At 65.2% G+C, this 25,021-nt stretch carries 16 protein-coding genes and 1 pseudogene; 4 read left to right on the top strand and 13 right to left on the bottom strand.

Annotated elements, in window-relative coordinates; all coding sequences use genetic code 11:
- Positions 1-205 precede the first annotated feature (205 nt).
- Positions 206-718, top strand: a pseudogene (locus ACTHN9_RS00220) (RHS repeat-associated core domain-containing protein); the annotation flags it as partial.
- A 333-nt stretch (positions 719-1,051) separates the two neighbouring features.
- Here the strand turns inward: ACTHN9_RS00220 and ACTHN9_RS00225 are convergent.
- The 9 genes from ACTHN9_RS00225 to ACTHN9_RS00265 form a co-directional block, all read right to left on the bottom strand.
- Positions 1,052-2,353 (bottom strand): glycosyltransferase WbuB, encoded by a 1,302-nt coding sequence (locus ACTHN9_RS00225; protein WP_440534734.1) that lies wholly within the window; start codon positions 2,351-2,353, stop codon positions 1,052-1,054.
- A complete protein-coding gene (locus tag ACTHN9_RS00230; RefSeq protein ID WP_440534735.1) occupies positions 2,350-3,552 on the bottom strand; it encodes a glycosyltransferase family 4 protein in 1,203 nt (400 codons plus the stop codon). Before ACTHN9_RS00230 ends, ACTHN9_RS00225 begins: the two co-directional genes overlap by 4 nt.
- 6 nt (positions 3,553-3,558) lie before the next feature.
- Entirely contained in the window at positions 3,559-4,521 is a 963-nt protein-coding gene (locus ACTHN9_RS00235; RefSeq protein ID WP_440534736.1) for a GDP-L-fucose synthase family protein, read from the bottom strand.
- An 8-nt stretch (positions 4,522-4,529) separates the two neighbouring features.
- Positions 4,530-5,657, bottom strand: coding sequence for a GDP-mannose 4,6-dehydratase (gene gmd / locus ACTHN9_RS00240; RefSeq protein ID WP_440534737.1), 1,128 nt, complete (start codon positions 5,655-5,657; stop codon positions 4,530-4,532).
- 53 nt (positions 5,658-5,710) lie between these two features.
- Positions 5,711-7,954, bottom strand: a complete 2,244-nt coding sequence (locus ACTHN9_RS00245; protein ID WP_440534738.1) for a polysaccharide biosynthesis tyrosine autokinase — start codon at positions 7,952-7,954, stop codon at positions 5,711-5,713.
- A 77-nt stretch (positions 7,955-8,031) separates the two neighbouring features.
- Positions 8,032-9,180 (bottom strand): polysaccharide biosynthesis/export family protein, encoded by a 1,149-nt coding sequence (locus ACTHN9_RS00250; RefSeq protein ID WP_440534739.1) that lies wholly within the window; start codon positions 9,178-9,180, stop codon positions 8,032-8,034.
- Positions 9,181-9,234: 54 nt separating this feature from the next.
- Positions 9,235-10,644 carry an undecaprenyl-phosphate glucose phosphotransferase gene (locus ACTHN9_RS00255; protein ID WP_440534740.1) on the bottom strand — a complete coding sequence of 470 codons (1,410 nt, stop codon included), beginning with the start codon at positions 10,642-10,644 and terminating at the stop codon, positions 9,235-9,237.
- 37 nt (positions 10,645-10,681) lie between these two features.
- Positions 10,682-12,247 (bottom strand): mannose-1-phosphate guanylyltransferase/mannose-6-phosphate isomerase, encoded by a 1,566-nt coding sequence (locus tag ACTHN9_RS00260; protein WP_440534767.1) that lies wholly within the window; start codon positions 12,245-12,247, stop codon positions 10,682-10,684.
- A gap of 81 nt (positions 12,248-12,328) precedes the next feature.
- Positions 12,329-13,327, bottom strand: coding sequence for a GlxA family transcriptional regulator (locus ACTHN9_RS00265; protein WP_440534741.1), 999 nt, complete (start codon positions 13,325-13,327; stop codon positions 12,329-12,331).
- A 1,283-nt stretch (positions 13,328-14,610) separates the two neighbouring features.
- Here ACTHN9_RS00265 and ACTHN9_RS00270 point away from each other — a divergent pair.
- From ACTHN9_RS00270 to ACTHN9_RS00280, 3 genes are all read left to right on the top strand, one after another.
- A complete protein-coding gene (locus ACTHN9_RS00270; RefSeq protein WP_440534742.1) occupies positions 14,611-16,626 on the top strand; it encodes a hypothetical protein in 2,016 nt (671 codons plus the stop codon).
- Between the two features lie 482 nt (positions 16,627-17,108).
- Complete coding sequence (locus ACTHN9_RS00275; RefSeq protein WP_440534743.1) at positions 17,109-18,887, top strand: hypothetical protein; 1,779 nt, start codon at positions 17,109-17,111, stop codon at positions 18,885-18,887.
- Positions 18,888-19,059: 172 nt separating this feature from the next.
- Complete coding sequence (locus ACTHN9_RS00280; RefSeq protein WP_440534744.1) at positions 19,060-20,181, top strand: helix-turn-helix domain-containing protein; 1,122 nt, start codon at positions 19,060-19,062, stop codon at positions 20,179-20,181.
- A 64-nt stretch (positions 20,182-20,245) separates the two neighbouring features.
- Here ACTHN9_RS00280 and ACTHN9_RS00285 read toward each other — a convergent pair whose 3' ends face one another.
- The 4 genes from ACTHN9_RS00285 to ACTHN9_RS00300 form a co-directional block, all read right to left on the bottom strand.
- The gene (locus ACTHN9_RS00285) at positions 20,246-21,241 is read right to left on the bottom strand and encodes a LysR substrate-binding domain-containing protein (RefSeq protein ID WP_440534745.1); all 996 of its coding nucleotides are present in this window, start codon (positions 21,239-21,241) and stop codon (positions 20,246-20,248) included.
- A complete protein-coding gene (locus ACTHN9_RS00290) occupies positions 21,241-21,882 on the bottom strand; it encodes a DsbA family protein (RefSeq protein WP_440534746.1) in 642 nt (213 codons plus the stop codon). The genes ACTHN9_RS00285 and ACTHN9_RS00290 overlap by 1 nt, the downstream gene beginning before the upstream one ends.
- A gap of 86 nt (positions 21,883-21,968) precedes the next feature.
- Complete coding sequence (locus tag ACTHN9_RS00295; RefSeq protein ID WP_440534747.1) at positions 21,969-23,489, bottom strand: TAXI family TRAP transporter solute-binding subunit; 1,521 nt, start codon at positions 23,487-23,489, stop codon at positions 21,969-21,971.
- 65 nt (positions 23,490-23,554) lie between these two features.
- Positions 23,555-24,670 carry an NADH:flavin oxidoreductase/NADH oxidase gene (locus ACTHN9_RS00300; RefSeq protein WP_440534748.1) on the bottom strand — a complete coding sequence of 372 codons (1,116 nt, stop codon included), beginning with the start codon at positions 24,668-24,670 and terminating at the stop codon, positions 23,555-23,557.
- Positions 24,671-25,021: the final 351 nt, after the last annotated feature.

A 25,021-nucleotide genomic window follows, 5' to 3' on the forward strand; every position in this document is an offset into this window, starting at 1 on the left:
CACTGCGACGGATACTCGTCCCGATGCTCTCGCACCATGCGGACTGCACGCTCGCGGACCTCGGCAGAAAATTTGTTCGACTTGTTCATGGCTCCATTCTCTCAAGAGTTGGAGCCTCCACAAAATCCGGGGCGGTTCACGAATCGGCGTCTGGCGGCACAAAAGTCGCACCTACGAAAAGATCACCTCCCAGAGATGTGGAGGGTTTCAGGGGCGGCAGTTCGATGAGGAAACTGGGCTGCATTACACGCGGCACCGCTATTACGATCCGAGCAGTGGCAGGTTCGCCTCCACTGATCCTATCGGCTTGCACGGCGGTTTAAATGCATGGCAGTACGCCCCCAACCCGATTCAGTGGATTGACCCGCTCGGCTTAATCAAGCTCGGATACGACAAGAGCACACAGACCTGGAGCACTTTGGGTGGATTGAACTATGGTCAAGGCTCGGCTCAGGGAAATCGAATCAAGCACGTACTTGAGCATGAGTCGCCGAATCCCAACAAGAAAACTCACTCTGTCTTCTGCACATGCAAGAGAGGCGGATCTCTTGACGTTGTAGACGAGGCATGGGCGAAACGTGGCCAGCCACTGGCGAATGACCCAGGCGCCTATGTCGTTCCAATGGGGCGGTCTGTCGGGTCAGCAGGGGAAACGAACGTCAAGATAATTACGCGCCCCGGCACGAACGAAATCATTCCGGTATACCCGGTACATTAGCGAGAGGAAGATGATCTGCCCAAGATGCGAACAAGACGAAATCGTCGAGGCAAAAATTAAGGGCCTCCGAAAGCTGATTTATATCTGCCCCGAGTGTGATGCAACATGGCTGTCTAAGGAGGAGATAAGCGTTCAAGGCTTCTTAGACTATGGCACATACATGAAGGAGATGGGACGCTCCCAGCTATGGGACGAGTTGGAGGTCGTTGGACGCATTTGAATGGCTGAGGGGGCCGCTAGGGCGGCCCTCAGCCATTACTGTTCCAGGGGCAGCAGGTTGATGAAGAATCTGGCCTGCACTACAACCACCGGATACCGCATGCCCAGGTCGCCTCACGTGGGCGGACGCGCCCGATGCCCTACCGTTTCCCCAACGAACGCCCTCTCGTCGATGCGCACCCCCACCTCGCACCCGTCGCCACGGCATGCGTACAACCGCTGCTCGATCCGCTCCATCACGCTGTCGAGCGACAACCCGTGCACAGCATACCGTCGTGCCGCCGCCCCGAGCCGCGCACGCAAGGACGCATCGTCCGCCAACCTATCGATTGCCCGCGCCAGCGCGACCGCGTCTTCCGGCTCCACAACAACGCCGCGCCCCGCCAGTACCTCGAATAACTGCGTTCCCGCATGCGCCATCGCCACAATTGCTCGCCCGCTCGCCATCATGCCCGTCAGCTTCGAGGGCATCACGAGATCGGCCGCACCGGCGCGCTGCGGCAACACATGGATATCCGCCAAACCCAACAACTCGCGCAACCGGTCCGCGCTTTGCAGCCCGATCAGTGTGCAATTCGAAAGCTGTGCGCACTGCCGCGCGAGGGCATCGCGTAACAAACCATCGCCGCAAAACACGAATCGAACGTCGGGGCGCGCGACGAGCCGCGCCGCCGCATCGATCAAATAGTCGAGCCCTTGCTTCGCCCCCATGTTTCCCGCATAGAGCACCACCACTTCGCCCTCGCCGATGCCCAACGCTTGCCGATACAGGCTAGGCCGACGCAGCGGCCGAATCGCCCGCACATCCACCCAATTGGGCACGCAAAGCGTGCGCGTCGCCAGCACGCCGAGCGTCGCCAGCCGCTCGACCATCCTCTCGGAAATCGACGAAACGACGTCGAACCGCCGCAGCATCGCCCCCTCGAACGCGTGGGCCGCACACGCGAGGGGGCCCGGCGCAAGCAAGCCCAGCCCACACGCAGCATCCACCTCGAAGTCTTGAACATGCAGCCACGCGCTCGCACCGCTCGCCCGGGCCAGCATCAACGCGACGGGCGCACACAGCAGCGTCGGCGCGATCGCCATGACGACATCGGGCCGCCAGCGCCATTGCGCGACCATCGGCAACACCGAACTGAACGCAAACGACGCAAGATGCGCCACGCGCGCCGCGCCGCGCGGATGCGCGGGCACCCATAATGGCGCACGCCGCACCACGATTCCACCACGCATCTCCCGCCTGTACCGCCATGCCGACCATCCGGCCGCCACCCGCCACGCGGGGTAATACGGCGGCGCGCACACGACACGCACCGCATGCCCGCGCGCGGCCAACGCCTCGGCCATTTCAGCCGTGTATTTGCCGGCCCCCGTCAACTCCGGGGCGTAATTCAAGCCGTAGATCAACAGTTTCATGGGCCGATGCCTCGGCTCCCGGCACGCGATGGCGTGCGCCGCCGACGACGATCGTCGGGCGCTCGCAGCATCGCCGCGCAGCCGCGCTCGATGTTCGCCGCTGCCGATAGCGGGTCGAAGCGCGCGATGCGCTCCATGCACGTTCGCGCCGTGTGCTCGACATCGTCGAACACGCGCACCGCGCCCACCAGCGTCCGCGCGAGGGCGTCCACATCGCCGGCCGGAAACGACAGCCCGGTCTGCCCTTCGACGATCAGCTCGGGCACGCACCCGCAGCGATCGCTCACGACAGCGGGACACCCATGGCTCAATGCTTCGTTGACGACGAGCCCCCACGGCTCGCTATGGCTCGGCAGCACGAGACACGTCGCGCCAAAGTATTCGCGCGAGAGCGGCTCGTCCTGCAGGCTGCCGACGAACTGCACGGCGTCCTCGAGTGCCAGCGCCGCCACCCGATCCGCCAGCGCATCGCGTAGGCCCCCGGTACCGACGATGCGCAATAGCGCCTGCGGCACGGTTCCGAGTACGTGCACGAATGCATCGAGCAGCGTATCGATCGCCTTCTCTTCCGATAACCGTCCCACATAGAGCAGCACCGGCCGGGCGTCGCGCCGTGCCGCCAAACGCTCGCCGAGCGCCTGCCCGCGCGAGAACGAGCGCGGCAGCGCCGCGGCCTGGCACGGCACGAAGATCCGTTCGCGCTTCGCCCCGAGCGACATCAAGTATTCGCGGCTACGTTCGCCGAAGCCGAAGTAGCCGTCGCACAGCGAGAAGAAGAGCCGCTTCGGAATCGACGTGAGCAGCCGACGGGGACGATCGAACGCCGTCGAATCGCAAAATACCGCTCGGCGCTTGCGCGTCATAATGCACGCCGCGAGCATCGCCCAATATTCGGGCCGATGGTAGCCGGGCAGCACGACGAGTTGAGACTTCGTCTTCAACACTTCCGAGGTCAACCGTACGATCATCCGCCACGTCGGCACATCTTCGTAGCAACCGTCGAATAGCTTGCGCATCGGATAGCGATGAAACGAATAGTCGACATCGGAAAAGCCGACGCGGTCGGTCTCCGTCTCGGCAATCTGCACCACCGCATAGCGGATCGTGCCCGCTGCCGACAAGTTGTGCAGCGCCGAAAACACGGCGCCTTTGTGACGCGACCAGACGACGTTGTGAAAGATCGTCACTGTGGCTGTCATGCTCGCTCATCCGTTCGAGGCCGCACCGAGGGTGCGATGCCGTGCGGCGCACAGTGGGTACTGCGCATAGGTCGCGCGAATGCCTTCGGTCAGATCGCGCTTCGCGCGCCAGCCCATCCGCGCGAGCTTCGACACGTCGAGCAACTTGCGCGGCGTGCCGTCGGGCTTCGATCGGTCGAAGATCAACTCGCCCCGAAAACCCACTACGTTCGCCACCCGCTCGGCCAATTCGCGAATCGTCAGATCGCTGCCGACGCCAACGTTGTAGATACCATCGCTCACGTCGTGCTCGAGTACGAAGCGGGTCGCGTTCGCCAGGTCGTCGACATGCAGAAATTCGCGTCGCGGCTCGCCCGTGCCCCATACGATCAACGTCGGCGCGCCAGCCTGCTTCGCCTCGTGCGCCTTGCGAATCAGCGCGGGCAGCACGTGGCCGCTCGAGAGGTCGTAGTTGTCGTTCGGGCCGTATAGATTCGTCGGCATCAATGCCACGTAGCGCGTCCCGTACTGCCGGTTATAGGCCTCGCACAGCATCAGCCCCGCAATCTTCGCGACGGCGTACGGCGCATTGGTCGGCTCCAACGCGCCGCTCAACAGATCCGATTCGCGCATCGGTTGCCGACAATGCTTCGGATAGATGCACGACGATCCGAAAAACACGAGCCGTTCGACGCCCGATCGATACGCCGCATCGATCACGTTCGTCTCGATTGCCAGGTTTTCGTAGGCGAAGGTCGCAGGGCTCGTCGCGTTCGTGAGAATGCCGCCGACACGTGCCGCGGCCAGCAGCACCACATCGATACGCTCCGCGGCGAAGAATGCGCGCACGGCCTGTTGATCGGTGAGGTCGAGCGCATCGTGTCCGCGTGTGACGAGTTCGCCATAACCGTTCGATGCCAACTCGCGCACCAGCGCGGAACCTACCATTCCGCGATGTCCGGCGATGAAGATACGCGGCTGAGCGTTCATCGTCGCGCTCACTCGTGGTGTTCGAGCGCTTTGAAGCCGGCCATCGTCACGAGCGCATCGCGCCGCGCGATCTGGTAGTCGGCCAACGCCATCTCGCGCACAAGCGCCGAAAACGGCGTGCGCGGCTGCCATCCGAGTTTGTCGCGCGCCTTCGAACAGTCGCCGAGCAACGTTTCGACTTCGGTCGGCCGGAAATAGCGCGGGTCGACGCGCACGATCGCGTCGCCGGGCGATACCCGCGTCTCGCGGCTGCTCACGCGTTCGACGATACCGACTTCATCGAGCCCGCTGCCTTCGAAGCGCACCACAATCCCGAGTTCGGCGGCCGCGCACTGGATGAACTCGCGCACGCTGTATTGCTCGCCTGTCGCAATGACGAAATCCTCGGGCGCGTCTTGTTGCAACATCAGCCACTGCATCTCGACATAATCGCGCGCGTGGCCCCAGTCGCGTCGGGCGGACAAGTTGCCGAGATACAACTCGCGTTGCAAGCCCACGGCGATGCGCGCGAGCGCGCGCGTGATCTTGCGTGTGACGAAGGTCTCGCCGCGTACCGGAGACTCGTGGTTGAACAAGATGCCGTTGCACGCGTAGATGCCGTATGCCTCGCGATAGTTGACGGTGGTCCAATACGCAAACAGCTTGGCCACTGCATACGGGCTACGTGGGTAAAACGGCGTACTTTCGCGCTGCGGCGTTTCCTGCACCAAGCCGTACAGTTCCGAAGTCGAAGCCTGATAGAACCGCGTATGCGCATGCCGGCCCAGCATGCGGATCGCCTCGAGAATGCGCAGCGCGCCGAGCCCATCGGCATTGGCGGTGTACTCGGGCTCGTCGAACGACACCGCCACGTGGCTTTGCGCCGCCAGGTTGTAGATTTCGTCCGGCTCGACAGCCTGAATCACACGCACAAGGCTGGTCGAGTCGGTCAGATCGCCGTAATGCAAATGCAATTGCCGACCGGCATCGCCCACCTCGTGCGGATCATGATAGAGGTGATCGATGCGATCCGTATTGAAGAGCGACGTGCGGCGCTTCAGCCCGTGCACTTCGTACCCTTTGTCGAGCAGCAGCTCGGCGAGGTACGCCCCGTCCTGGCCCGTTACGCCCGTGATCAATGCGACCTTGCGTTTCATGCTCTGAGATCCTCGATTCGTCAATCGTTGCGTCGTTCGTCGTTCTTCGCGCATCATTCGGCGATGCTGTCGTAGCCGTAATAGCCGCCTTTGTACGAGCCGCCGAGCAGCGGCATGGCCGGCGGCACGTCGGTCAGCAGCACGCCTTTCAGGTTGACGCCCCCCGTCTCGAGCCGCTTCGCGGTCTCGCCGATTTCGCCGATCGGGTGCCGTCCGTACCGCACAACCACGAGCGTGGTACCCGCATGCTTGCCGATCAGCGTCGAATCGGTGACGGCGAGCACGGGCGGCGTATCGATAATCACCAGGTCGTAGCCGCGCGCGAGTGTCTGCAGGAGGTCGCCGAATCGATCGCTCATCAACAGCTCGGACGGGTGCGCCGGCAGCGCGCCCTTCGTCAAGACGTCGAGCCCCGGCAGCACCTCGCGCCGAATCGCGTCGTGCAGATCGGCGCCGCGCAATACCTCGGAAAGCCCTGGCTGATGCCGCACGCCGAAATGCGAATGCACTTCGCCGCGGCGCATGTCCCCGTCGATGACGAGGACGCGCTTGCCGGCCGACGCCACCAGCGCCGCCAAGTTCACCGACAGGAACGATTTGCCCGCATCGGGCCGCGATCCCGTGAGCATCACGATGTTGTTGGGCGCTTGATCGAGCGAGCGCTGCAACGACGTGCGCAGACTGCGCACGCCTTCGACGGCGATGTCCTGCGGCGATTGAGCGGCCAGCACATGCAGCCCGCGGCGGCGCATCATCACGTTTTGCTGAAGCCGCAATTGCAGTGAGCTGCGCGGCACGACCGCGAACACGGGCACCCCGAGCGTGCTTTCGATTTCGTCGGCGCGCTCCACGCCGCCGTACAAAGACTTGCGCACGAACGCGACGACGATGCCGGCGAACAGCCCGCCGGCGAACGCGATCAAGATTACGAGCGGCCGCTTCGGCCAGACGGGCCGGTCAGGCGTCTCGGCGAAATCGACCACGCGCACGTTGCCGATCTGCCCCGCCTTCGCCACGCGCAATTGCTGTGCGCTGTTGAGCATGTTCGTGTAAAGCTCCGTATCGACGCGCACGTCGCGCAACAAGCGCAGCGCCGTTTGCTCCGTCTCGGGCAACACGGCCACGTTTCGCGTCATCTCCGCTTGCGCGCTTCTGAGCTGCCCGATCTGCGCGTCGAGTGCGGCGACGGCCGGATGGTTCGCAGTGAAGCGTTGAGACAGGTCCGCCCGCTGGCGCTCCAAATCGGCGAGCTTGGTCTTGTTATCGACGATCTGTTGCAGCAGCAGCCGGCTTTCCTCGCTCAAATCGACAGTGCCATGACGGTTGCGGAACGTGTTGTAGCGCTGTTCGGCGGCATCGAGTTCGCCGCGTAGTTGCGGTAGTTGCCGATCGAGAAAGGCGAGCGTGTGCTCGGCCTCGGCGGAGCGCCGATCCACGTCTTGCTTGATGAAGTGGCTGGCGATGCCGTTGACGACGTCGGCCGTCAGCCGCGGATTGGCGCCTTGCAGCGTCAGCGCGATGACGCCCGATTGAAGCGCCGTCTCTTTGACACTGAGCCGCTTTTGCAAACGCTCGACCGTATCGAGCGTCGAGGCGCGCACGAGATCGAAGCGCGCACCGGGCCGCCCCGTCAAACGATCGATGTGCACGGTCACGGTGCCGGCCGCTGTCGCGCCCGTCACGTCTTCGCCCACGCGGCCGCTCGCGATCGCGATTCCGTCCGGGTCGCTCAAGGCGAAGGTGCCGCCCTCGCCCGCCGTCAGCGTGAATGTCTTGCCGAACAGTGCACTCGGCATCTCCATGCGCGACACGTCGATGGTCTCGTTGCCCCAGGCGAAGCCGCCGAGACCCATGAACGCGGGCAACGTGAAGCCGAACTTGCCTGTGGTGAGCGCCGTGAGCAGGTCGCCGACGACCGGCAACGTATGCGGCTGCGCGGCCAGGTCGAGATGCAAATCGCGGACGGTGCCCTCGGTGACGAGCCGAGATTTGAGCAGTTCGATTTGCGCAGCGGTGCTCGCCTTGGTGGCGAACATGCGCGAGAGCGGCTCGATTTGCAGCCGCGGGTCCTCGGCCGCGCCGTTGCCGGCGTTTGGCGTTTCCTCGACTTGGATGATCGCATCGGCCCTGTACACGGGGCGCGCAAGAAACGCATACGCCGCGCCGAGCAGCGTGACGGCCAGCGTCATCGTCGCGATCAATCGCCAGTTCGCGGCGATCGCCTGCAGATAGTCGGACAGCCGGAATTCGTCGCCGGCGGCGAAATCCGTATAACGACGTTCGAAATCGATAGCCATGGTAATCGCTCTTGTCGTGAACGCGCCCGGCACGAAAGGTCCGTGCCTGCACTAGCGGGCTGCCGCTGCTCGGTCGCTTACTTCGTCACGATTGCCGCCGTCAGGCCGGCGTTGATCGCCGGCAAGAACAAACTCAGCACGCGGTTGAATTTCACGAGCGCGCCGTTATCGACGTAGACGACGTCTTTGGGCTGCAACTCGAACTGGTTGGCCAGCACCATCGAAACGGGAGAGGTGGCATCGAGGTGATAGACCTGCGGATGGCTACCCGTCGAATCGCGAATCACGAATAGCTGCTTCGCGTTGGACGTCCCCGGATTGAGGCTGCCGGCCTGCGACAGCGCTTCGGCCAACGTGAGCCGGCCGTCGCGCATCGGCATGATCGTGGCCGGCTTGTTCACCTCGCCCATGACATAGACGCCGTTCTCGTCGCGCGAGCCCACGTGCACCATGTCGCCGGGCCGCAGCACGATTTCCCCTGGGCTATGCCCCCCTCGGACGAGATCGGCGAAGCTGATCGGATAGCGCTTGCCTTCCCGCACGAGCGTGACGCGACTCTGATCGGCCCCGGCCGTGAAGCCGCCGGCGCGACCGATGGCCTCCGTGAGCGTCATCGGAATATCGTTGATCTGCACCGAGCCGGGCTTGCCGACGTCGCCGTCGATATAGATTTCCTTCGCTCGGAACGAGGCGACGCGCACGGTCACTTCGGGGTTCTTGAAGACCTTGCTGACGCGCGAGACGATCTTGCGTTGAATCTGCCCAACACTGTCCCCGGCCACATGAACGGTGCCCGCGTACGGAAACTGCACGTTGCCCGCTTCGTCGACGACGAAGCCCGGCGCCGCGTCGTCGGTGCGGGTACTTTGTGTGGGCTGGCCGAGCGCGGCCGCGAGTTCGGGGTGATCCCAGACGACAATCTGCAGCACATCGCCCGGACCGACCCGATACGGGGTGGGCGTACCGAATAAGGCTTTTGTCTGGTCGGGGATCGGATGGCGCGCGGCCTGCTCGTTCATCGTCCGAATCAGATTCAGGTTGATGTCGGTCACGGGAACTTGCACGGTTCGACTCGGCTCGGCGCTGTATTCGCCGCCGGCTTGGGCGATGGTCGGTGGCGTAATCATGCGCTGCCCCGGCACGATCGAGCAGGCGGGCAGCGTGAACGCAAAACTCAGGACAACTAACGATACGATGCTGCCAATGCGCGGATCGATGTCAGACATGATGTCCTCCGTGCCGGTTATGCATGACGTCGAAGACGAACGGCTCGTTCGTCCTCAGTAAGCATTGCTGTGGACGAAGCCCTTGACGATCGTCGTCGCGATGATGCGCAGATCGAGGCCGAACGACCAATTGCCGAGGTAATAGAGGTCGTGCGCCACGCGCCGCTCCATCTTTTCGAGGCGATCGGTTTCGCCGCGATATCCGTTGATTTGCGCCCACCCGGTGATACCGGGCTTGATCCGGTAGCGGTGGATATACCCGGCCACCACCTTGCGATACAGATCGTCGTGCTCGAGCGCATGCGGACGGGGGCCGACCACCGACATGTCCCCGCGCAGTACGTTGATGAACTGCGGCAATTCGTCGAGGCTCGTATGCCGCAGGAATGCGCCGAGCTTGGTCACGCGCGGGTCGTGTCGTACCGCTTGCTGCAAGACGCCCGGCGCTTCGGTATGCACGCGCATCGATCGAAACTTGTACATGGTGAACACGCGGCCATCCGCACCCTTGCGCTTTTGCTTGAAGAGCACGGGACCGGGCGAGGACAGCTTGACGGCCACGGCGATCGCGGCGAGCAGCGGCGCGAGGCCGATCAGCGCGCAAGCCGCGAAGAGGCGGTCGAAGACGTCCTTGGCGAGCAGCGCGCTCGGCGAAAGCGGGGAAGCCACGAGATTGATCGCGGGCACACCGAGCAGATCGATCACGCCCGAGCTGTCGAACAAGGCCAGCGAGCGCACGTCGGGCATGAACCGAATGTTCACGAGGTCGTCGCGAAACTCGGCGACAACGTGCAGGATCGTCCGCTCCTCGGAAAGCGGCAGCGCGAGCCAGACTTCGTGCAAGTCGTCGCTTCGAACGTGACGTGCGAACGCGTCGAGATCGTCGAAGCGACGCACCGGCTCGCTCGCCACGGCGGTTGCGCCCACATTCGCGGCGACCGGCGGCCGGGCGTGCGGCGCGTAGACGGCCGCCGCCCGAAAGCCCATTGCCGGGGCAGCTTCGATGCGCCGCAAGATGGCCTCGCAATGCGCGCCTGCGCCGACGATCGCCACGCGACGCACATTGATGCCGGCATGACGCAAGCGGGCGAGCACCGCATGCGCCGCCAACCGATAGCCGATCAGCGACGCGCCTGCGAGCGCACACCAATAGACGAACCATAAGCGCGACACGTATTCGATCTCGCGCAGCGTGAACATGGCCGTCAGCGCGCACGCTTGCACGACGAGCCACGCCAGGGCGACCTGTCCCGCCAACATGCGTTTGGCCCGGCCGCGCCACGAATCGTAGACGCCGAATGCCGGAAACAACACGAGCACGCACGCGGCGGTCAGCAGCACGAACGGCGCGATGAAGTCGTGCGGCCCCGCGTCGGCAAAACGGATCTGCGACGCCAATGCCGCCGCCGCGAACACGATGGCGACATCGGATAGCCGAGTCAGAAAGCCCTGTATCTCTCGCATCTGGTCTCTCCGCAACGTACCGGGCGGCAGTCGGCCGTCATGGGTGGGACCGATCGCTCGCCGAGCGGCCGTAGTTGTCTTCGAAGCGGACGATGTCGTCCTCGCCTAGATATGCGCCCGACTGCACTTCGATAATTTCGAGCGGCACCTTGCCCGGATTGCCGAGCCGATGGCGCACGCCAAGCGGAATGAATGCCGATTCGTTCTCGCTCAACAAAAACTCTTCCTCGCCGCGCGTGACGAGCGCTGTGCCGCGCACGACCACCCAATGCTCCGCGCGGTGGTGGTGCATTTGCAGCGACAGCCGCGCGCCCGGGGCGACGACGATGCGCTTGACCTGAAAGCGATCGCCGCGATCGATCGAATCGTAAAAGCCCCATGGGCGGCGTACTTTGCGATGGGTCTCGGCCTCGGGTGCATGCTCAGCCTTGATGCGCGCGACGAGCCCTTTGATGCGCTGCACGTGCGAGCGATCGGCCACGAGCACGGCATCGGGCGTCTCGACCACTACGACGTTGGTCGTGCCGACACACGCGACGAGGCGGCTCTCGGCGTGCGCGAACGTGGCACTCGCCCCTTCGAGCACGACCCGCCCACGCACGACATTGCCGTCCGCGTCCTTGTTCAACGCGTCCCATACGGCGTCCCACGAACCGAGATCGGACCAGCCCGCATCGAGCGGCACGACGACGCCCGTGCAGGGCGCATCGGGGCCGCCTAGCCGCTCCATCACGGCGTAGTCGATCGAATCGGCCGGCGCGCGCTCGAACGCGCAAGCGCACGGGTCGAAACGCGCGCCGTGCGTCGCGCCCTCGGCGACCGCCGCCACACAGGCCGCATGCATCTCCGGCCGAATGCGACGCAACGCGTCGAGCCATACCGAAGCGCGCATCACGAAGATGCCGCTGTTCCACCAGTAGCCGCCGTGCGCGAGGTACTGCGCGGCCAACTCGGCGGGCGGCTTTTCGACGAAGCGATCGATCCGGTACGCGCTGTCGCCCAGCGGCTCGCCAATGCTCACGTAGCCGAAACCGGTATCGGGACGCGTTGGCGGCACGCCCAAGGTCGTGATCGCGCCGCGCTGCGCGTGTCGCGCGGCAAGTTCGACCGCGCGCTGCAGCGCCTTGACGTCCGCGATCGCATGGTCGGCCGGCATCACGACGAGGATCGCGTCGCCGTCGCGCTCGCACGCAAGCGCCGCGGCCAGCGTCAACGCGGGGGCGGTATCTCGGCGCGCCGGCTCGACGATCAATTGCGCGGTGACGCCGTTGGCCCTCAACTGTTCGTCGACGATGAATCCATGTTCGTCGCCGCACACGACCAGCGGCGCATCCGCCATCTCCCACTCTTTGGAGAAGCCGTCCATGCGGCGCACTGTGGCTTGCAGCAGCGAATCGGCGCCGATGACGTCGATGAGCTGTTTCGGATAGTGCTCGCGCGACATCGGCCATAGGCGCGTGCCCGAGCCGCCGGCCAACACGACGGGAATCAAGCGGCGGCACGGCGTCGCTTCGCCTGCGAGGCTCGCAGGCGCGGTAGCCGTGCTCGGGCCGCGCGCTTCGTCGTCGGCCTGCTCGGCCGCGCCATGCTCGGGCAGCCGCATGGCGCCAGGCACCGGCATCGCACGGGCCGAGCCGGTGCTTTCGTAACGTCGCAAGTCGAATCTCATGGCCAGGCCCTTTGCTCAACCACCGGTTCCGCGACGGCTTTGCGTCCGAAACTCGGTCGGCGAAATCATCATCCGTTTGCGGAAGATCTTCGCCAGACGATCGCCGTTGCCCATGCCGCTGCGGCGCGCGATTTTATCGACGGGCAGCTCGGAATCCATGAGCAGCGTGCACGTAATGGCCAGCCGCGCCTGGAGCAGATAGTCGGACGGCGTCATCCCCAGTTCGAGCTTGAAGCGACGCAGGAAATTGCGCTCGCTCATCGCCGCCACCTGCGCCGCATCGGCGATCGAAATGGGCCGTTCGCAGTTGTCTTGGATCCAGCGTGCGGCGGCGCGGATCTTGTCGCCTGCGCTCGCCGTGCAGCTATCGCCGAGCAGCGGCACGAAGCGCGCGCTCGATCCCGGCATCAGGCGCTCGGCCACGCCGCGCGCGACGTCGAGGCCGAGGTCGCGCTTGACCATCGATAGCGCGCCCTTCATCGGTTCGAGGCGTTCGTCGGAATCGAGCGCTTCGTCCTCGCGATTGGCCTGCCGGAGATAGGAGCCGAAGTGATAGACCTTGTCGATTCCGCCGATGCCGGCCGCATCGAGCAGCAAGCTCCCCTCCCCGATCGAACGGATGTTGGCGGTTTTCGTCTGCACGCGACGCAGCCAGCCGATCAGCCGTTCGTCGCCGGCCGCGACGCGCGCGCCCTTGCCGCCCGCGATGAACAGCGCGTCGAAGCCGGTGTAATGGCGCGCATCGAGGCCATCGGTCCATACGCGAACCGACGACGCGCAGCGGACGTTGCCGCCATCGGCCGACAGAAAGGCGATGTCATAGGCCTGCGAATGATGGACGAGCGAGGCGGCCAGCTCGTTCGCGACATGGAACACCTCGGCGACAAGGCCCGCACCGAGCAACGAAAAATCGTCGAACAGCACGAAGGCGATCCGACGCGTCGCGCTCGGCGCGTTTTGGGCACTGGCGTGCCACCATCCCATGAGTGCGGGTTCGGTACTCGCGTAAGGCATGACATTTCCCTCACGAATCATCGCCGGCATGGCGCGGATCCTCTCGCAGTGCAGTGCATCGTAGGCAGTGCGGGTACATGTTGCGGATCCCGTGACGTAATTCAGCGACATCTTGTCGGATCGATTCAGGCTGATATCGCCTAATCATTTAGCCGATGTCGACGACCCGTCGTCCATGTCTGGGCGAATCGGACAAATCATCATGAAAACCGTCTCTTTCTCGCGGCAATTAGCCGAAAAGCGCCAAGGCGCGCCGGCAAAATGCATGCCGGAGCGCGGCACTCGAACTCCCCGATTGGTCTGATATGGCAGGGCGATACTTGGAGAAGTCGGCTTCGGTCGAGCCGATCGGGCCGAGCGCGCGGCTGCGCGCTCGCCGGTGCCCGGTCTTGGGACGCGACGGACTCAAGGCGCATGACGTCCGTGGGAGGGACGCCGGTACGCGAGGGCACAAGCCGACGATAAAGGCTGAATCGCCGTCGCTGTGTTGTTGAGACCACATTGGCAGACAGACAATGACGGAAAGTTGGCGGATCGCGCGGTAGTTCATTCGATCTTTCCTCTTTTCGAACGGCATCGAATTATCAAAGCCATCGCTCTGCATGTTTCATTCGTGATTCATTTCTTTTCATTGAGAAATTCAATCGGCCATTCTATTTTTTTAAATGCGGTCGATTGCGATTTTTCATCCGACGGTCATTCGAATTCGATAAATGCGTCGCGTTCGCCGTGCGTCACCCGCGCGACGGCGCAACATGCGTGCGGATCGACAGCGGCCGTCTCTCGCGCCGCGGGGCATCGCCCTCGTCGCTTAGCTGCATCGCGATGCGGTAATGCTTTCCGCCGCCTTCGACGTATTGATCGGTGGATATCGAGCGAAACGTCCCGCGCGGCCTCGGGCGCGCACGTCGAGGCGGAAAAATCCGCCATGGTGGCGTGCGCAAATCGACTAGATCGAACGCTCCAAAAAGCGCCGCAAAACTTGTAGTCTCTCGGCCAGCGATTCGTGTGAAATCAGCGTTTCGTCAGACCACCCTAGCCTGACCAGAGCCCTATTCTTCACGCGGACCTTCGATTCGTTCGCTGCGGCGGCCCATGCCCCACGCCGCGCGAACGTCCCGCGGCACGACCGCCCTCGCCGATGCGTGCCACGCAGCGAGGCTTGCGCTCGCGCCTGTCCCTTGACGTCGCCCTTCGCGGCACCACGCGCATCGCGTTTGTCGATGCGCGGCGCGGCGCTTCGTTTGTCGCGAGCGTCGACGCACCGAAACTCGACACGATCGATGACGCACAACTCCCCTTTCCCCGTTCGCCGTGCCTACCTGCGTTGCGCAGCCGCCCTGGCACTCTCGATACTGACCGCCTGCGGCGGCTCGGGCGGCAGCAGCCCCAGCGCGCAGTCCAGTGCAAGCAGCAACGCAGTGCCGGCATCGGCCGGCAATACCAATCCGCAGAGCACGGCCACCCCGATCGTCGCAGCGGGTGGCCAGGCGCTGACATGCGGCCAACCGTCTGCGCCGACGAGCGCCGCCGCCACGGGCGCGCCGATCGAAGCCGATACGCCGGGTAGCGACGGCACGCGCACGTTCGCGCTCGGCAGCGCGTTCAACCTTACTGTTACCTCGCGCGCCACGAGCAGCGATACGGTTTCGTGGCAGGTGCTCGACGATTGGAATGTCGTGCGCGCAAGCGGACGCTTTCCCGTAAAAGCCGGCGCGCAAACCGTGACGCTCGGCTGCTCGTCGACGCTCGCCGGCTACTTTTCGGTGTCGGCATCCCTGACTTCGTCGGGCGGCGCGCTCCCCTCGCTCGGCACGCGCCCGAGCGGGATCGCGACCTTCGGCGTGCGCCCCGACGTATCGAACGTGCTGCCCGCCGTTGCCTACGCTCATGAGGACCAACACCGCTTCGGCGGCCAGGGCACCGACTATTTGAAGCCGGGGCAAACCTGTTGCAGCGGCGACGGCTATCGCCCGCTCGATACCGACCTCGGTTTGTCGTGGGCGAACGATACGCGCAACTGGTACGTCGAAGAGCCGAATGGGCCTAATACGTTCGTGCCCGGCACGAATACGCTCGCGCCTTACTTCAAACCAGGCGACATCATGCGGCTGATCCAGCTCGACGGCATTCCCGGCTGGGCCAGCCCCACCGGCGCCCAAACCGAGGGGCGCGCGCCGACGTCGGAATCGGCCTTTCAAAACTATGCGAGCCGCGTGGGGAGCGATTCGGCGCAGATTCGCGCGGCCTATTTCCCGACGCAAGCGAGCAATTACTATCAGATCACTTGGGAACCCGACGGGGGCGGCCCGACGCAATGGGTCGACACGGACGCGAACTTGGTCGCGATGTACCAGGCCGCCTATAACGGGATTCATTCGACCGATCCGAACGCCGTCGTGATGGGCGTGACGGCATCGATGGTCCGCTCGAATACGGCTTGGCTCAAGCGGCTCGCGCCGCTCGGCATCGCCCGATATCTCGACGGGCTGACGATACACGGCTACTACGATGCCGGCACGTCGCCCTCGCATCCGCCCGAGCGCCTGGCCACCGACCCCGATCCGGCCACCGCCGCCAACGCACTGCCCGCCTCGATGCGCGAGCTGCGCAGCACGATGACGAGCTTGCTCAAGCCGGGCGCGAAACTGTTCGTCACCGAAACGGGAATCAGCTATGACGCCGGCACCTCGTACGGTCCCAACTACCCGACGCCGAACGTGCTGTTCGCCCATGGCGCCGTCGTCGCGCGTACGCAGTTGATCTTGCTCGGCGAAGGGGCCGATATGAGCTATGTCTTCTATTCGTCGGACACGCCCGATTCGCCGCCGGGCTATGGGCTGTTCTTCGATCTGAACGATGCGAACGGCACCTATGGCGCCAGCAATATCAGCCCGAAGCCGGCCGCGATGGAAGTGGCCGCCATGACGCGCATCGTCGACGGCACGACCACGCTTGGGCCCTTGAATAGCGTGCCCGCGGGCGTGTACGGCTACGCGTTCCAGAAACTGAACGGCGGCAAGATCGTGACGGCCCTGTGGACGCACGACAACGCGTATTGGAATGCGACGTCGGGGTTCAGCGAGACGCATAGCGTGCCCTACACGCTCGCCGTCGATGCGGCGGGCACGTCCGGCCGCGTAACCGTGTTCGACGCCATGGGCAACGCCGCGACGCTGCCGTATAGCAACGGTCAAGTCGCGCTCACGCTAACCGAGTCGCCGATCTACGTCGTCTCGTCCAACGCCGCGACGATGAAAGCGAACGTGACCGTGCCGGCGGGCTACGTCGGCCAATAAGCGTCGCTTGGGACGAGGCCGTCCTCGTGGTCGGCCTCGTTCGGTCTTGCTTCGTTCGGTCGAGCACGGACGCCACGCGCACGGCGTGATCGACTTTAGGGTCGCCCCTTGGTCCGACTCTGCCGATGCCCCCCGCTACCTTCAACGCGCTCGCCACGCGCGGACACGGTTCCGATCGATCGATACCGGCCGCGAAGGCTCCGCTCGCGCACGCCTTCGCTTGGGTTAGCTTGCGCCTGGGGCGCACATGCGTCTGGCGAGCAGTTGCGGCGATTGCACTCCTATGCGCCTCGCTCGCCGCGTGCGGGCGCGCCGATCCGCAATCGGACGCAGGCGCCTCGTCTTCCTCTTCATCCGCAACAACCGCTTCCGCTTTCGCTCGCGCCAGTGCCGCGCCCGCATCTGCCGTCACCGATGCATTGCCCACGCCGGGCACACTGACTTGCGCGGCACCTTCCGCAGCCGCCTCATCGGATTCCGCTATGGCTGTCCATACGGTAGGCGACGGCATCGACGCCGATACCCCAAGCCAGGATGGTTCGCGACTCTTTGCGCTGGGCACGCCGTTCGCGATCGAACTCTCGGCGCGGACATCCCATGCCGATGTCGTCGACTGGCAGATTCGCGATGCCTGGAGCGTGGTTCGCGCAGCGGGACGCATGCCCGTTAAGGCCGGCACGTGGGCAATCGCTTTGCATTGCACGTCTTCCCGCGCCGGTTACTTCGCGCTGATCGCCTCGCTCGTCCATGGCGGACAGCGCCTCCCGCGGCGCGGGACGCGTCCCGCCGGCATCGCAACGTTCGGCGTGCTGCCCGACGTGTCGAGCGTCTTACCGCCGGTGTCGTACGCCCATGAGGATCAACATCGCTTCGGCGGGCAGGGCGCAAACTATCTGCGCACGGATCAAACGTGTTGCGACGGCGACGGCTACCGTCCGCTCTACCCGTTGCTCGGCCTGTCTTGGGCCAACGACACCCGCAATTGGTACATCGAAGAGCCGCAGCGCCCCGGTACGTTCAAGCCCGGCCCCTCGACGCTCGCCTCGTATTTCAAGCCGGGCGACATCATGCGCCTCATCCAGCTCGACGGCATCCCCGGATGGGCAAGCCCGACCGGCGCGGCCACGCACAGCTACGCGCCCGTCTCGGAGTCGGCCTACCGCGATTACCTCGGCCGTGTCGGCGAGGACACCGCGCGTATTCGGGCCAAGTATTTTCCCGATCAATCGAACAATTACTATCAAGTCACGTGGGAACCGGACTACGACGGCGGTCTGCCGTGGCGCGACACCGATGCGCATTTCGTCGAACTGTATCGCACCACCTACGAAGCGATCCACGCCGCCGATCCTCACGCGGTCGTCATGGGGCCAACCAACGCCTCGGTGCGAGAAAACGTGCGATGGCTCGCGCGGCTCGCGCCGCTGGGCATCGGCCGATATCTCGACGGCCTCGCGATCCACGGCTACTACGATGCCGGCACCTCGCCGTCGCATTCGCCCGAGCGACTGGCCGCCGATCCCGATCCGGCGGTGGCGGCGAACGCGCTGCCGGCGGCGATGCGTGCGTTGCGCGCGACGATGACCCGTCTGCTGAAACCGGGCGCGAAGCTGTTCGTCACCGAGACGGGGATCAGCTACGACCTCGGCACGAAGTACCGCGACGACTTTCCCACGCCTAACGTGCTGTTCGCGCAAGGCGCGGTGCTGGCCCGCACGCACCTGATTTTGCTGGGCGAAGGGGCCGATATGACCTACGTGTTCTATTCGTCCGACATCCCGGAATCGCCGCCCGGATACGGCCTGTTCTTCGACCTCGAGCATGCGAACGGCGCCTACGGTGCGAGCCGGATCAGCCCGAAGCCGGCCGCGATGGTTATCTGCGCGATGACACGGCTCATCGACGGCACGAGGACGCTCGGCCATTTGAAGGACACGCCCGCGGGCGTCTACGGTTACGCATTCCGGCGGCTGAACGGCGGCAAGATCGTCACGGCGCTATGGACGCACGAAAACGCGCGTTGGAACGCGGTGTCCGGCTTCAGCGACACCTACCGCGTCGCCTACTCGCTGCGTGTCGACGCGGTAGGAACGTCGGGACGCGTCGCCGTGCTCGATGCGATGGGCAATCTCGCCGAGCTGCCTTACCGCGACGGGCGCGTTGCCCTCGCGCTCACAGAATCGCCGATCTACGTCGTCTCGACGAATGTGTCCGTCATGAAAGCGAATGTCGTCGCACCGGCGGGCTATGTCGACGAATAGGCACGCGAGCGGCGGTTGGCCGCCGGCACCGTTGCGGTATCGAAGCCATCTGCCAACATCTCGCGTTTTTCCGACTCGCGTCGGGTACGGACGGCGCACGCGCATACCATGCGACGCATTGGACTCACGCCGCGTGCTTCGCGAGTGCGCTGCGCGTCACGTCTGCCCACTCATGGCCAAGCGCATCGCTATCCTGATCTTCGACGGGTTTTCGCTCGTCGAAGCGAGTTCCATCGCGGAGGTGTTCCGGCTCGCCGACGACGTCGAAGGCGAACGCGTGCGCGCCGAGCCAGCGCCGATGCCGGCGCGCCCCGGCGAATCGCGCACGACCGGCGAATCGCCGAGCGCGCCTTTCCACGCGGCGCCGAGCGGCCTCGGCGAACGCCTGCCCGGCCCATCGGGGCTCACACCGGTGCGGTACGCAGTCGGCGCGCCGGCGGCGGCCGAACCGTACACGCTCGTCGTCGTGTCGAGCACCGGCGGCAGCATCGCCAGCAGTGCGACGATGCGCGTGTGGTCCGACAATCTCGATCTCTATGCCGCCACGGGATTGCATGCGCTGTTCGTCCCCGGCGGGCGCGGCGCCGCGCGCCTCGCCTCCGACGAATCGTTCCTGCGACGCTTGCGCGCGTTGCTGCAGCATACGCATGCCGTGAAGGCGATCGGCGAAGGCGCCGCGATCCTTGCCGCCGCGGCCGCGGCCGCGAACGGGCACGGCACGTCGGGGCCTGCGTCGGGCGCATCGTACGGGCTTAGCGCGACGCAGCCGACCCACGCAGCCGCGCATGTCGACCAGCCTGTCGCGTTAGACGATCCGCTGGGGCCTGTTGCCGCGGCGCTCTCCATCGTCAAGCGCGACCGCGGCGCGCAGGCTGCGCGCGCGGTGGCGGACCGGTCGGTGCCCGGTGCCTGGCGCCGGCTCGGGGCGGTACTGGGCGAACTGGACGACGGCGGGACGCGTGAAAAAATCGACCATGCGGCGCGATGGATCCGCGAAAACTACGGGCAACCGATTTCCGTGGCGAAGGCGGCCGAAGTGGCGGCTATGAGCGAGCGCAGCTTCTTGCGACGCTTCAAATCGCAGATCGGCATTACCCCGTCGGAATTCTTGCTGCGGGCGCGGCTCGATGCGAGCTGCGTGCTGCTCGTCTCGACCGATTTGCCCGTCGACAAAATCGCGCGCCGCTGCGGCGTCGGCAGCGGCGACGGACTCGCGAAGATGTTTCGCAAAAGGCTGTCGATGTCGCCGACCGAATATCGGATCGCCGAGCGTCGGCGGGCGGCGGAGCGGTGAGCGGGGGGGGGCGTCGGAGGGTGCATAAGCGTGTAGCGGCGGTCGCCCCCCGGTCGCAGCCGCGCTACGCCGCCTCGTCGTTCCGACGCGCGCGCACCGTCAACTGCGCCGACACTTCATCCATCAGCGCGCGCAGCCAAGCCACGTCATGCGGCCGGTCGGGCTGCGGATGCCACATCTGATAGCACTTGATCCGCGGAAACGGAATCGGCGCATCGCGCACGGCCAGCGGCAGCATCCGCGCATAGTGCGTCGCGAAGCGGCGCGTCGTCGTGAAGATCAAATCGGAGTGCAGCAGCACTTGCGGCACCAACCCGAAATACGGCAGCGTAGTCACGACGCGCCGCGTCGCGCCCGCGCGCGCGAGTCCAATCTCGATCGCATTGCGCCGCGCACCGCTATACGGCGTAGGCGCCAGATGCGCCGCGGCCAGATACGTATCGAGCGTCAGCGGTGCCTGCGCGAGCGGATGATCGGCGCGCATCATGCACACCACCGTGTCGCTGAACAAATCGCTGCGCGCAAAGCGCGCATCGGGCTTCGGCCAGTTGCCGACTACAAGATCCAGTTCGCCCGCCTCCAGCGCCGCCCCATGATCGAGCGTGGGACTCAGCGATTCGATTTCGAGCCGTGCCTGCGGCGCCGCCTCGCGAAAGCGGGCAATCAGCGTCGGCATGAAGAAGTCATTCAAGTAATCGGGCGCGGCAATGCGAAAGGCGCGCCGAGTCGTAGCCGGGTCGAAATTGCCGTGCGGCGTGGCGACGAAGTCGACCTCGCGCAGCGCGCGTTGCGTCGGCCCGAGCAGCGAAGCGCCGAACTCGGTCGGCACCATCCCCGTCTTGCCGCGCACGAGGATCGGATCGTTCAGCATCTCGCGCAGCTTGCGCAACGCCGTGCTGATCGCCGGCTGCGTTTGATTCAAGCGCAACGCTGTCTGCGTCACGCTTCGCTCGGTCAGCAACGTGCGCAGCACACGCAGCAGCCATACATCGAGCCCGTCGGCACTGCGCGCTTCATCGAACCCGACCTCTTTGCCGGCTTCGCGGCGGGAGGGCTGCATCACAAGGCGATCCCGCTCGGCAACGTACTCACGCGCTTGACCTCGGGCGATTCGAGCCACCCCGGCGAACGCGCGCAATAAAGCACCATCGGCAACGCATCCTCGCCCCAAAACAACTGACGATGAAGCCGAAAAGTCGGCACGCCGAACACGCCGAGTGCCAGGGCATCGTCCAAGTTACGCTGCAAGCGCGCGTGCGTATCGGGATGCTCGATCAGCCGTTCGCCATGCGGCAAGTTAAGCAATTGGCACAAATCGGCGAAACCGTCCGGCGTCGAAGGATCGCGCCCATCGCGCCAAATAAACCGAAAAATCGAACAGACGGTCGGCACGTCCGCCTCGATCGCGGCGGCGAGCAGCAATACCTTCGTCGAATCGAACGGATGGGCAGGCGGCATCTTGAAGGGAATACCGAGTTGCTCGGCGCGAAACAGCGCATGGCGATGCACGAACATGCGCTTTTGCGGCACTTCGTTCGCCGGGCGCTGGCCCCAATGCCGGTAGAGCGCGTAGACGGAGACGGGCACGAGCGCGAACGGCATGCTCGGCCACTTGTCGTGCTGCTCGAGCAACAGGTACGAAAACGGCGACACGAAATCGTAGAACCAAAGCGGCGATGCCGCGTCGATCGGTTGAGTCATGAAAATCTCCGGTTGGTCCGGTTGCTGCTCGTCGCCGACGGCCCAGGACACGCGCGCATGCCGTCGCCGCCCGTATGTGACGCATCTTACGCGCCGCCCGCCTCCGTGTCCGTATGCGTGCGCTCGTCGTATGCCTGCGCAAGCCTTGCGCGGACGAATCCGATGTGCTCGCGCAGCACATAGAATTGGTCGGCATATGCGAGCGGCATCTTCAGCCGATTCACGGCCGCTTCGATCTCGACGAGCTTCGCCAGCGAGGCGGCGTGTTCTTCATCCGTCGCCGTTTCGTCGAGCGCCGAGCGTTCGATGGCGATCAATGCGCCGTACCAGCGATAGATGCGGGACTTGACGCGCCACGCGTACAACGACGGAATGAGCTTCGCGCCCGGAATCAGCACGACGACGATCGGCACGAGCAGCACGATCAGGCGATCGACCAGGCTCGCCAGCCAAAACGGCAGTACCCGGTACAGAAAGCTCTTACCCGATTTGTAGTACCGCGCCGCATCGTCGCTGATCGGAAAGTCGTGCATGACCGGCGAGGGGAATTCGCCCGCGTTTTGCAGCATGTTTGCGCGGCCGTGCACTTGCTTGGCCGCTTCGATCAGCAGGTCCGACAACGCCGGATGCAGCGAATCGCGCGCGACGAGTTCGGCCGTCGGCGCGATCATGTGCACCGGCGCGGGCGGCAAGTTCTTGCCTAGATCGAAGGCGCCCATCGGCAATTCGATGTCGGTGAGGTACGGAAAGCGGCGCGCATAGGCTTTCGCCTGCGAGAACGAGAACAAGCGCACGCCGGGCGTACGCAGCAGCTTAGCCATGACGGGCGGCTGCGCCGAATCGCCGGTCAGGAACGCGGCGTCGATCTCGTGCGCCGTCAGTGCGCGGGCCGCCGCCTCGCCCGTCAGCGGCAGCAGCGTCGTGCTCCCGCCCGGAGCGATGCCGTTCATGCTCAGCAAGGCCAGCGCCAACGCGCGCGTGCCGCTGCCCTCGGGGCCGATAGCGATGCGTTGGCCGGCAAAGGCCGACAGCCGCGTGCGTTCGCGCCCTTCGTAGAAGATCACGAGCGGCACGTAGGACACGCTGCCGAGCGAGACCAGGTGCTCGGCGGGCGCGGCCGTGCTTGCCGTGCTTGCCGTGCTTGCCTCGCTGCCGAGACGCGTCGCGCTCGCCGGCCGAGAAGCCGCCGATGCCTGCGTCGCCGCCTGCGCGCCGGCCGACGCGGCCTCGGGCTCGCTAGCCGGCGCGGCGGCGCTCGCCAGCGCCAGCGACACGCCGCTCTGGACGAAGCCGACATCGACCGATTCCTTCGGATCGGACAACCGTTCGAGGTTTTGCAGCGATCCCGCCGACGGCAAAATATTCAACGTAATGCCGTTGCGGGCGAGGATCGTCTTATAGCGCTGCGCAGCGTTCCAGAACGAACTGCCGGGCGGCCCCGCGGAAATCGTCAGCGTATCGGGCGGGGCGGGCTGAATCAGCCGTATCGCGAGCCAGATCGCCGCGGCCGAAATAAGCACGATCGGCCCCATCGAGACGGCGAGATCGCGCCAGGAAACGGCGATCACGCGCGCCACGAACCGGGGCGGCCGCGGCGGTCGCAACATGCTCGACATTTTCGGCATGCGAGGCAGCCGCGCCCTGCGCGGGGTATGGCGGTTATCCGGCATCGTCAACGCTGGCCGAATCCGGCGCCCAGAAAGAGGTTCTTATATTCGCGCGGTTGCGAGCGCCAGTATTGTTTCGGCGCGTGAACCTGCGCGCCGAGCTTCGCGGCCGCGTGCCACGGCCAGCGCGGATCGTACAGCATGGCCCGCGCGAGCGAAACCGCGTCGGCCTCGCCGTTCGCAATGATCGCCTCGGCCTGTTCCGGTTCCGTGATGAGCCCCACCGCGATCGTCGGCAAGCCCACCTCGGCCTTCACGCGCTGAGCATACGGCACTTGATACCCCGGGCCGAGCTTGATCGCCTGCTCCGGCGAAACCCCGCCCGTCGTCACGTGAATCGCGGCGCAGCCTCGCGCCTTCAACGCCTGGGAGAGCGCGACGGTGCCCTCGATGTCCCATCCGCCCGGCACCCAATCGGTTGCCGAAATACGCGCCCAGACCGGGCGCTCGGCAGGAAACGCGGCGCGCACCGCTTCGAACACTTCGATCGGAAAGCGCATGCGGTTTTCGAGGCTGCCGCCGTATTCGTCGGTTCGATGATTGGCGATCGGCGACAGAAACTGGTGCAGCAAGTAGCCGTGGGCCGCATGGATTTCGATGCCGTCGATGCCCAGGCGCGCCGCCCGCTTCGCCGCCGCCACGAAATCGTCGCGCACTTTGTCGAGTCCGGCTCGATCGAGCATCGTGGGCGGCTCCTCGTCCTTGGCATGCGGCACGGCCGAGGGCGCGACCGTCTTCCAACCCAGCGGTTCGTCGGAGCGAATCTGCGTCCCGCCGTCCCAAGGCGAACGGCTCGAGCCCTTGCGTCCCGCGTGGGCGAGCTGCACGGCCACGGCAATCGGCGAATAGGCGCGAACGGCCTTGAGCACATGGGCGAGCGCCGTTTCGTTGTCGTCGGAATATAAGCCGAGGTCCCCCGCGGAGATACGGCCTTCGGGCGAGACGGCCGTCGCCTCAAGGATCAACAGGCCGGCGCCCGACAGCGCAAGCTGGCCCAGATGGATCATGTGCCAATCGGTAGCCGACCCGCCTTCGGCCGAGTACTGGCACATCGGGGCGATGACGATGCGATTGGATAACGCAAGCTTGCCGATGGTCATCGGCTCGAACAAACGGCTCATGACAGGTTCCTCGATCGGTTGACGCCCGCGGCAAATGCGAGCGAGCGGAGCGCGGACGGGCACCCGGTTGCGCAAGCACGACGCGACCAGGGAGCATGCAGGCGGCACGCATGCGGTGCCCGCTGCGCAACGCATCGCCGAGCAGCATAAGGGATACCGACGGAAAATGCTCTTACCGGGCTCAAGCGGAATCGACGAAGGGAGCGGGCAATGGGAAACGGGCCGGAACCCATCGGGGGCGGATCGCCGCGAGCGCGACGCGGCTTGTCGCCGGGGGGCGGGCGACGCGCGGCGGCGGCAATCGGGAAACGCCGGTCGAACGCCAGCCTACGTAACAGGAAGGACTCCGAA

The organism is Trinickia sp. (assembly GCF_051953405.1).
GTDB lineage: Bacteria > Pseudomonadota > Gammaproteobacteria > Burkholderiales > Burkholderiaceae > Trinickia.

Excerpts from the sequence above, each read along its gene's own strand:
- ACTHN9_RS00225 (WP_440534734.1), bottom strand. The coding sequence starts at position 2,353 with ATGAAACTGTTGATCTACGGCTTGAATTACGCCCCGGAGTTGACGGGG.
- ACTHN9_RS00230 (WP_440534735.1), bottom strand. The coding sequence starts at position 3,552 with ATGACAGCCACAGTGACGATCTTTCACAACGTCGTCTGGTCGCGTCAC.
- ACTHN9_RS00235 (WP_440534736.1), bottom strand. The coding sequence starts at position 4,521 with ATGAACGCTCAGCCGCGTATCTTCATCGCCGGACATCGCGGAATGGTA.
- gmd (WP_440534737.1), bottom strand. The coding sequence starts at position 5,657 with ATGAAACGCAAGGTCGCATTGATCACGGGCGTAACGGGCCAGGACGGG.
- ACTHN9_RS00245 (WP_440534738.1), bottom strand. The coding sequence starts at position 7,954 with ATGGCTATCGATTTCGAACGTCGTTATACGGATTTCGCCGCCGGCGAC.
- ACTHN9_RS00250 (WP_440534739.1), bottom strand. The coding sequence starts at position 9,180 with ATGTCTGACATCGATCCGCGCATTGGCAGCATCGTATCGTTAGTTGTC.
- ACTHN9_RS00255 (WP_440534740.1), bottom strand. The coding sequence starts at position 10,644 with ATGCGAGAGATACAGGGCTTTCTGACTCGGCTATCCGATGTCGCCATC.
- ACTHN9_RS00260 (WP_440534767.1), bottom strand. The coding sequence starts at position 12,247 with ATGCGGCTGCCCGAGCATGGCGCGGCCGAGCAGGCCGACGACGAAGCG.
- ACTHN9_RS00265 (WP_440534741.1), bottom strand. The coding sequence starts at position 13,327 with ATGCCTTACGCGAGTACCGAACCCGCACTCATGGGATGGTGGCACGCC.
- ACTHN9_RS00270 (WP_440534742.1), top strand. The coding sequence starts at position 14,611 with ATGACGCACAACTCCCCTTTCCCCGTTCGCCGTGCCTACCTGCGTTGC.
- ACTHN9_RS00275 (WP_440534743.1), top strand. The coding sequence starts at position 17,109 with ATGGCTGTCCATACGGTAGGCGACGGCATCGACGCCGATACCCCAAGC.
- ACTHN9_RS00280 (WP_440534744.1), top strand. The coding sequence starts at position 19,060 with ATGGCCAAGCGCATCGCTATCCTGATCTTCGACGGGTTTTCGCTCGTC.
- ACTHN9_RS00285 (WP_440534745.1), bottom strand. The coding sequence starts at position 21,241 with ATGCAGCCCTCCCGCCGCGAAGCCGGCAAAGAGGTCGGGTTCGATGAA.
- ACTHN9_RS00290 (WP_440534746.1), bottom strand. The coding sequence starts at position 21,882 with ATGACTCAACCGATCGACGCGGCATCGCCGCTTTGGTTCTACGATTTC.
- ACTHN9_RS00295 (WP_440534747.1), bottom strand. The coding sequence starts at position 23,489 with ATGTTGCGACCGCCGCGGCCGCCCCGGTTCGTGGCGCGCGTGATCGCC.
- ACTHN9_RS00300 (WP_440534748.1), bottom strand. The coding sequence starts at position 24,670 with ATGAGCCGTTTGTTCGAGCCGATGACCATCGGCAAGCTTGCGTTATCC.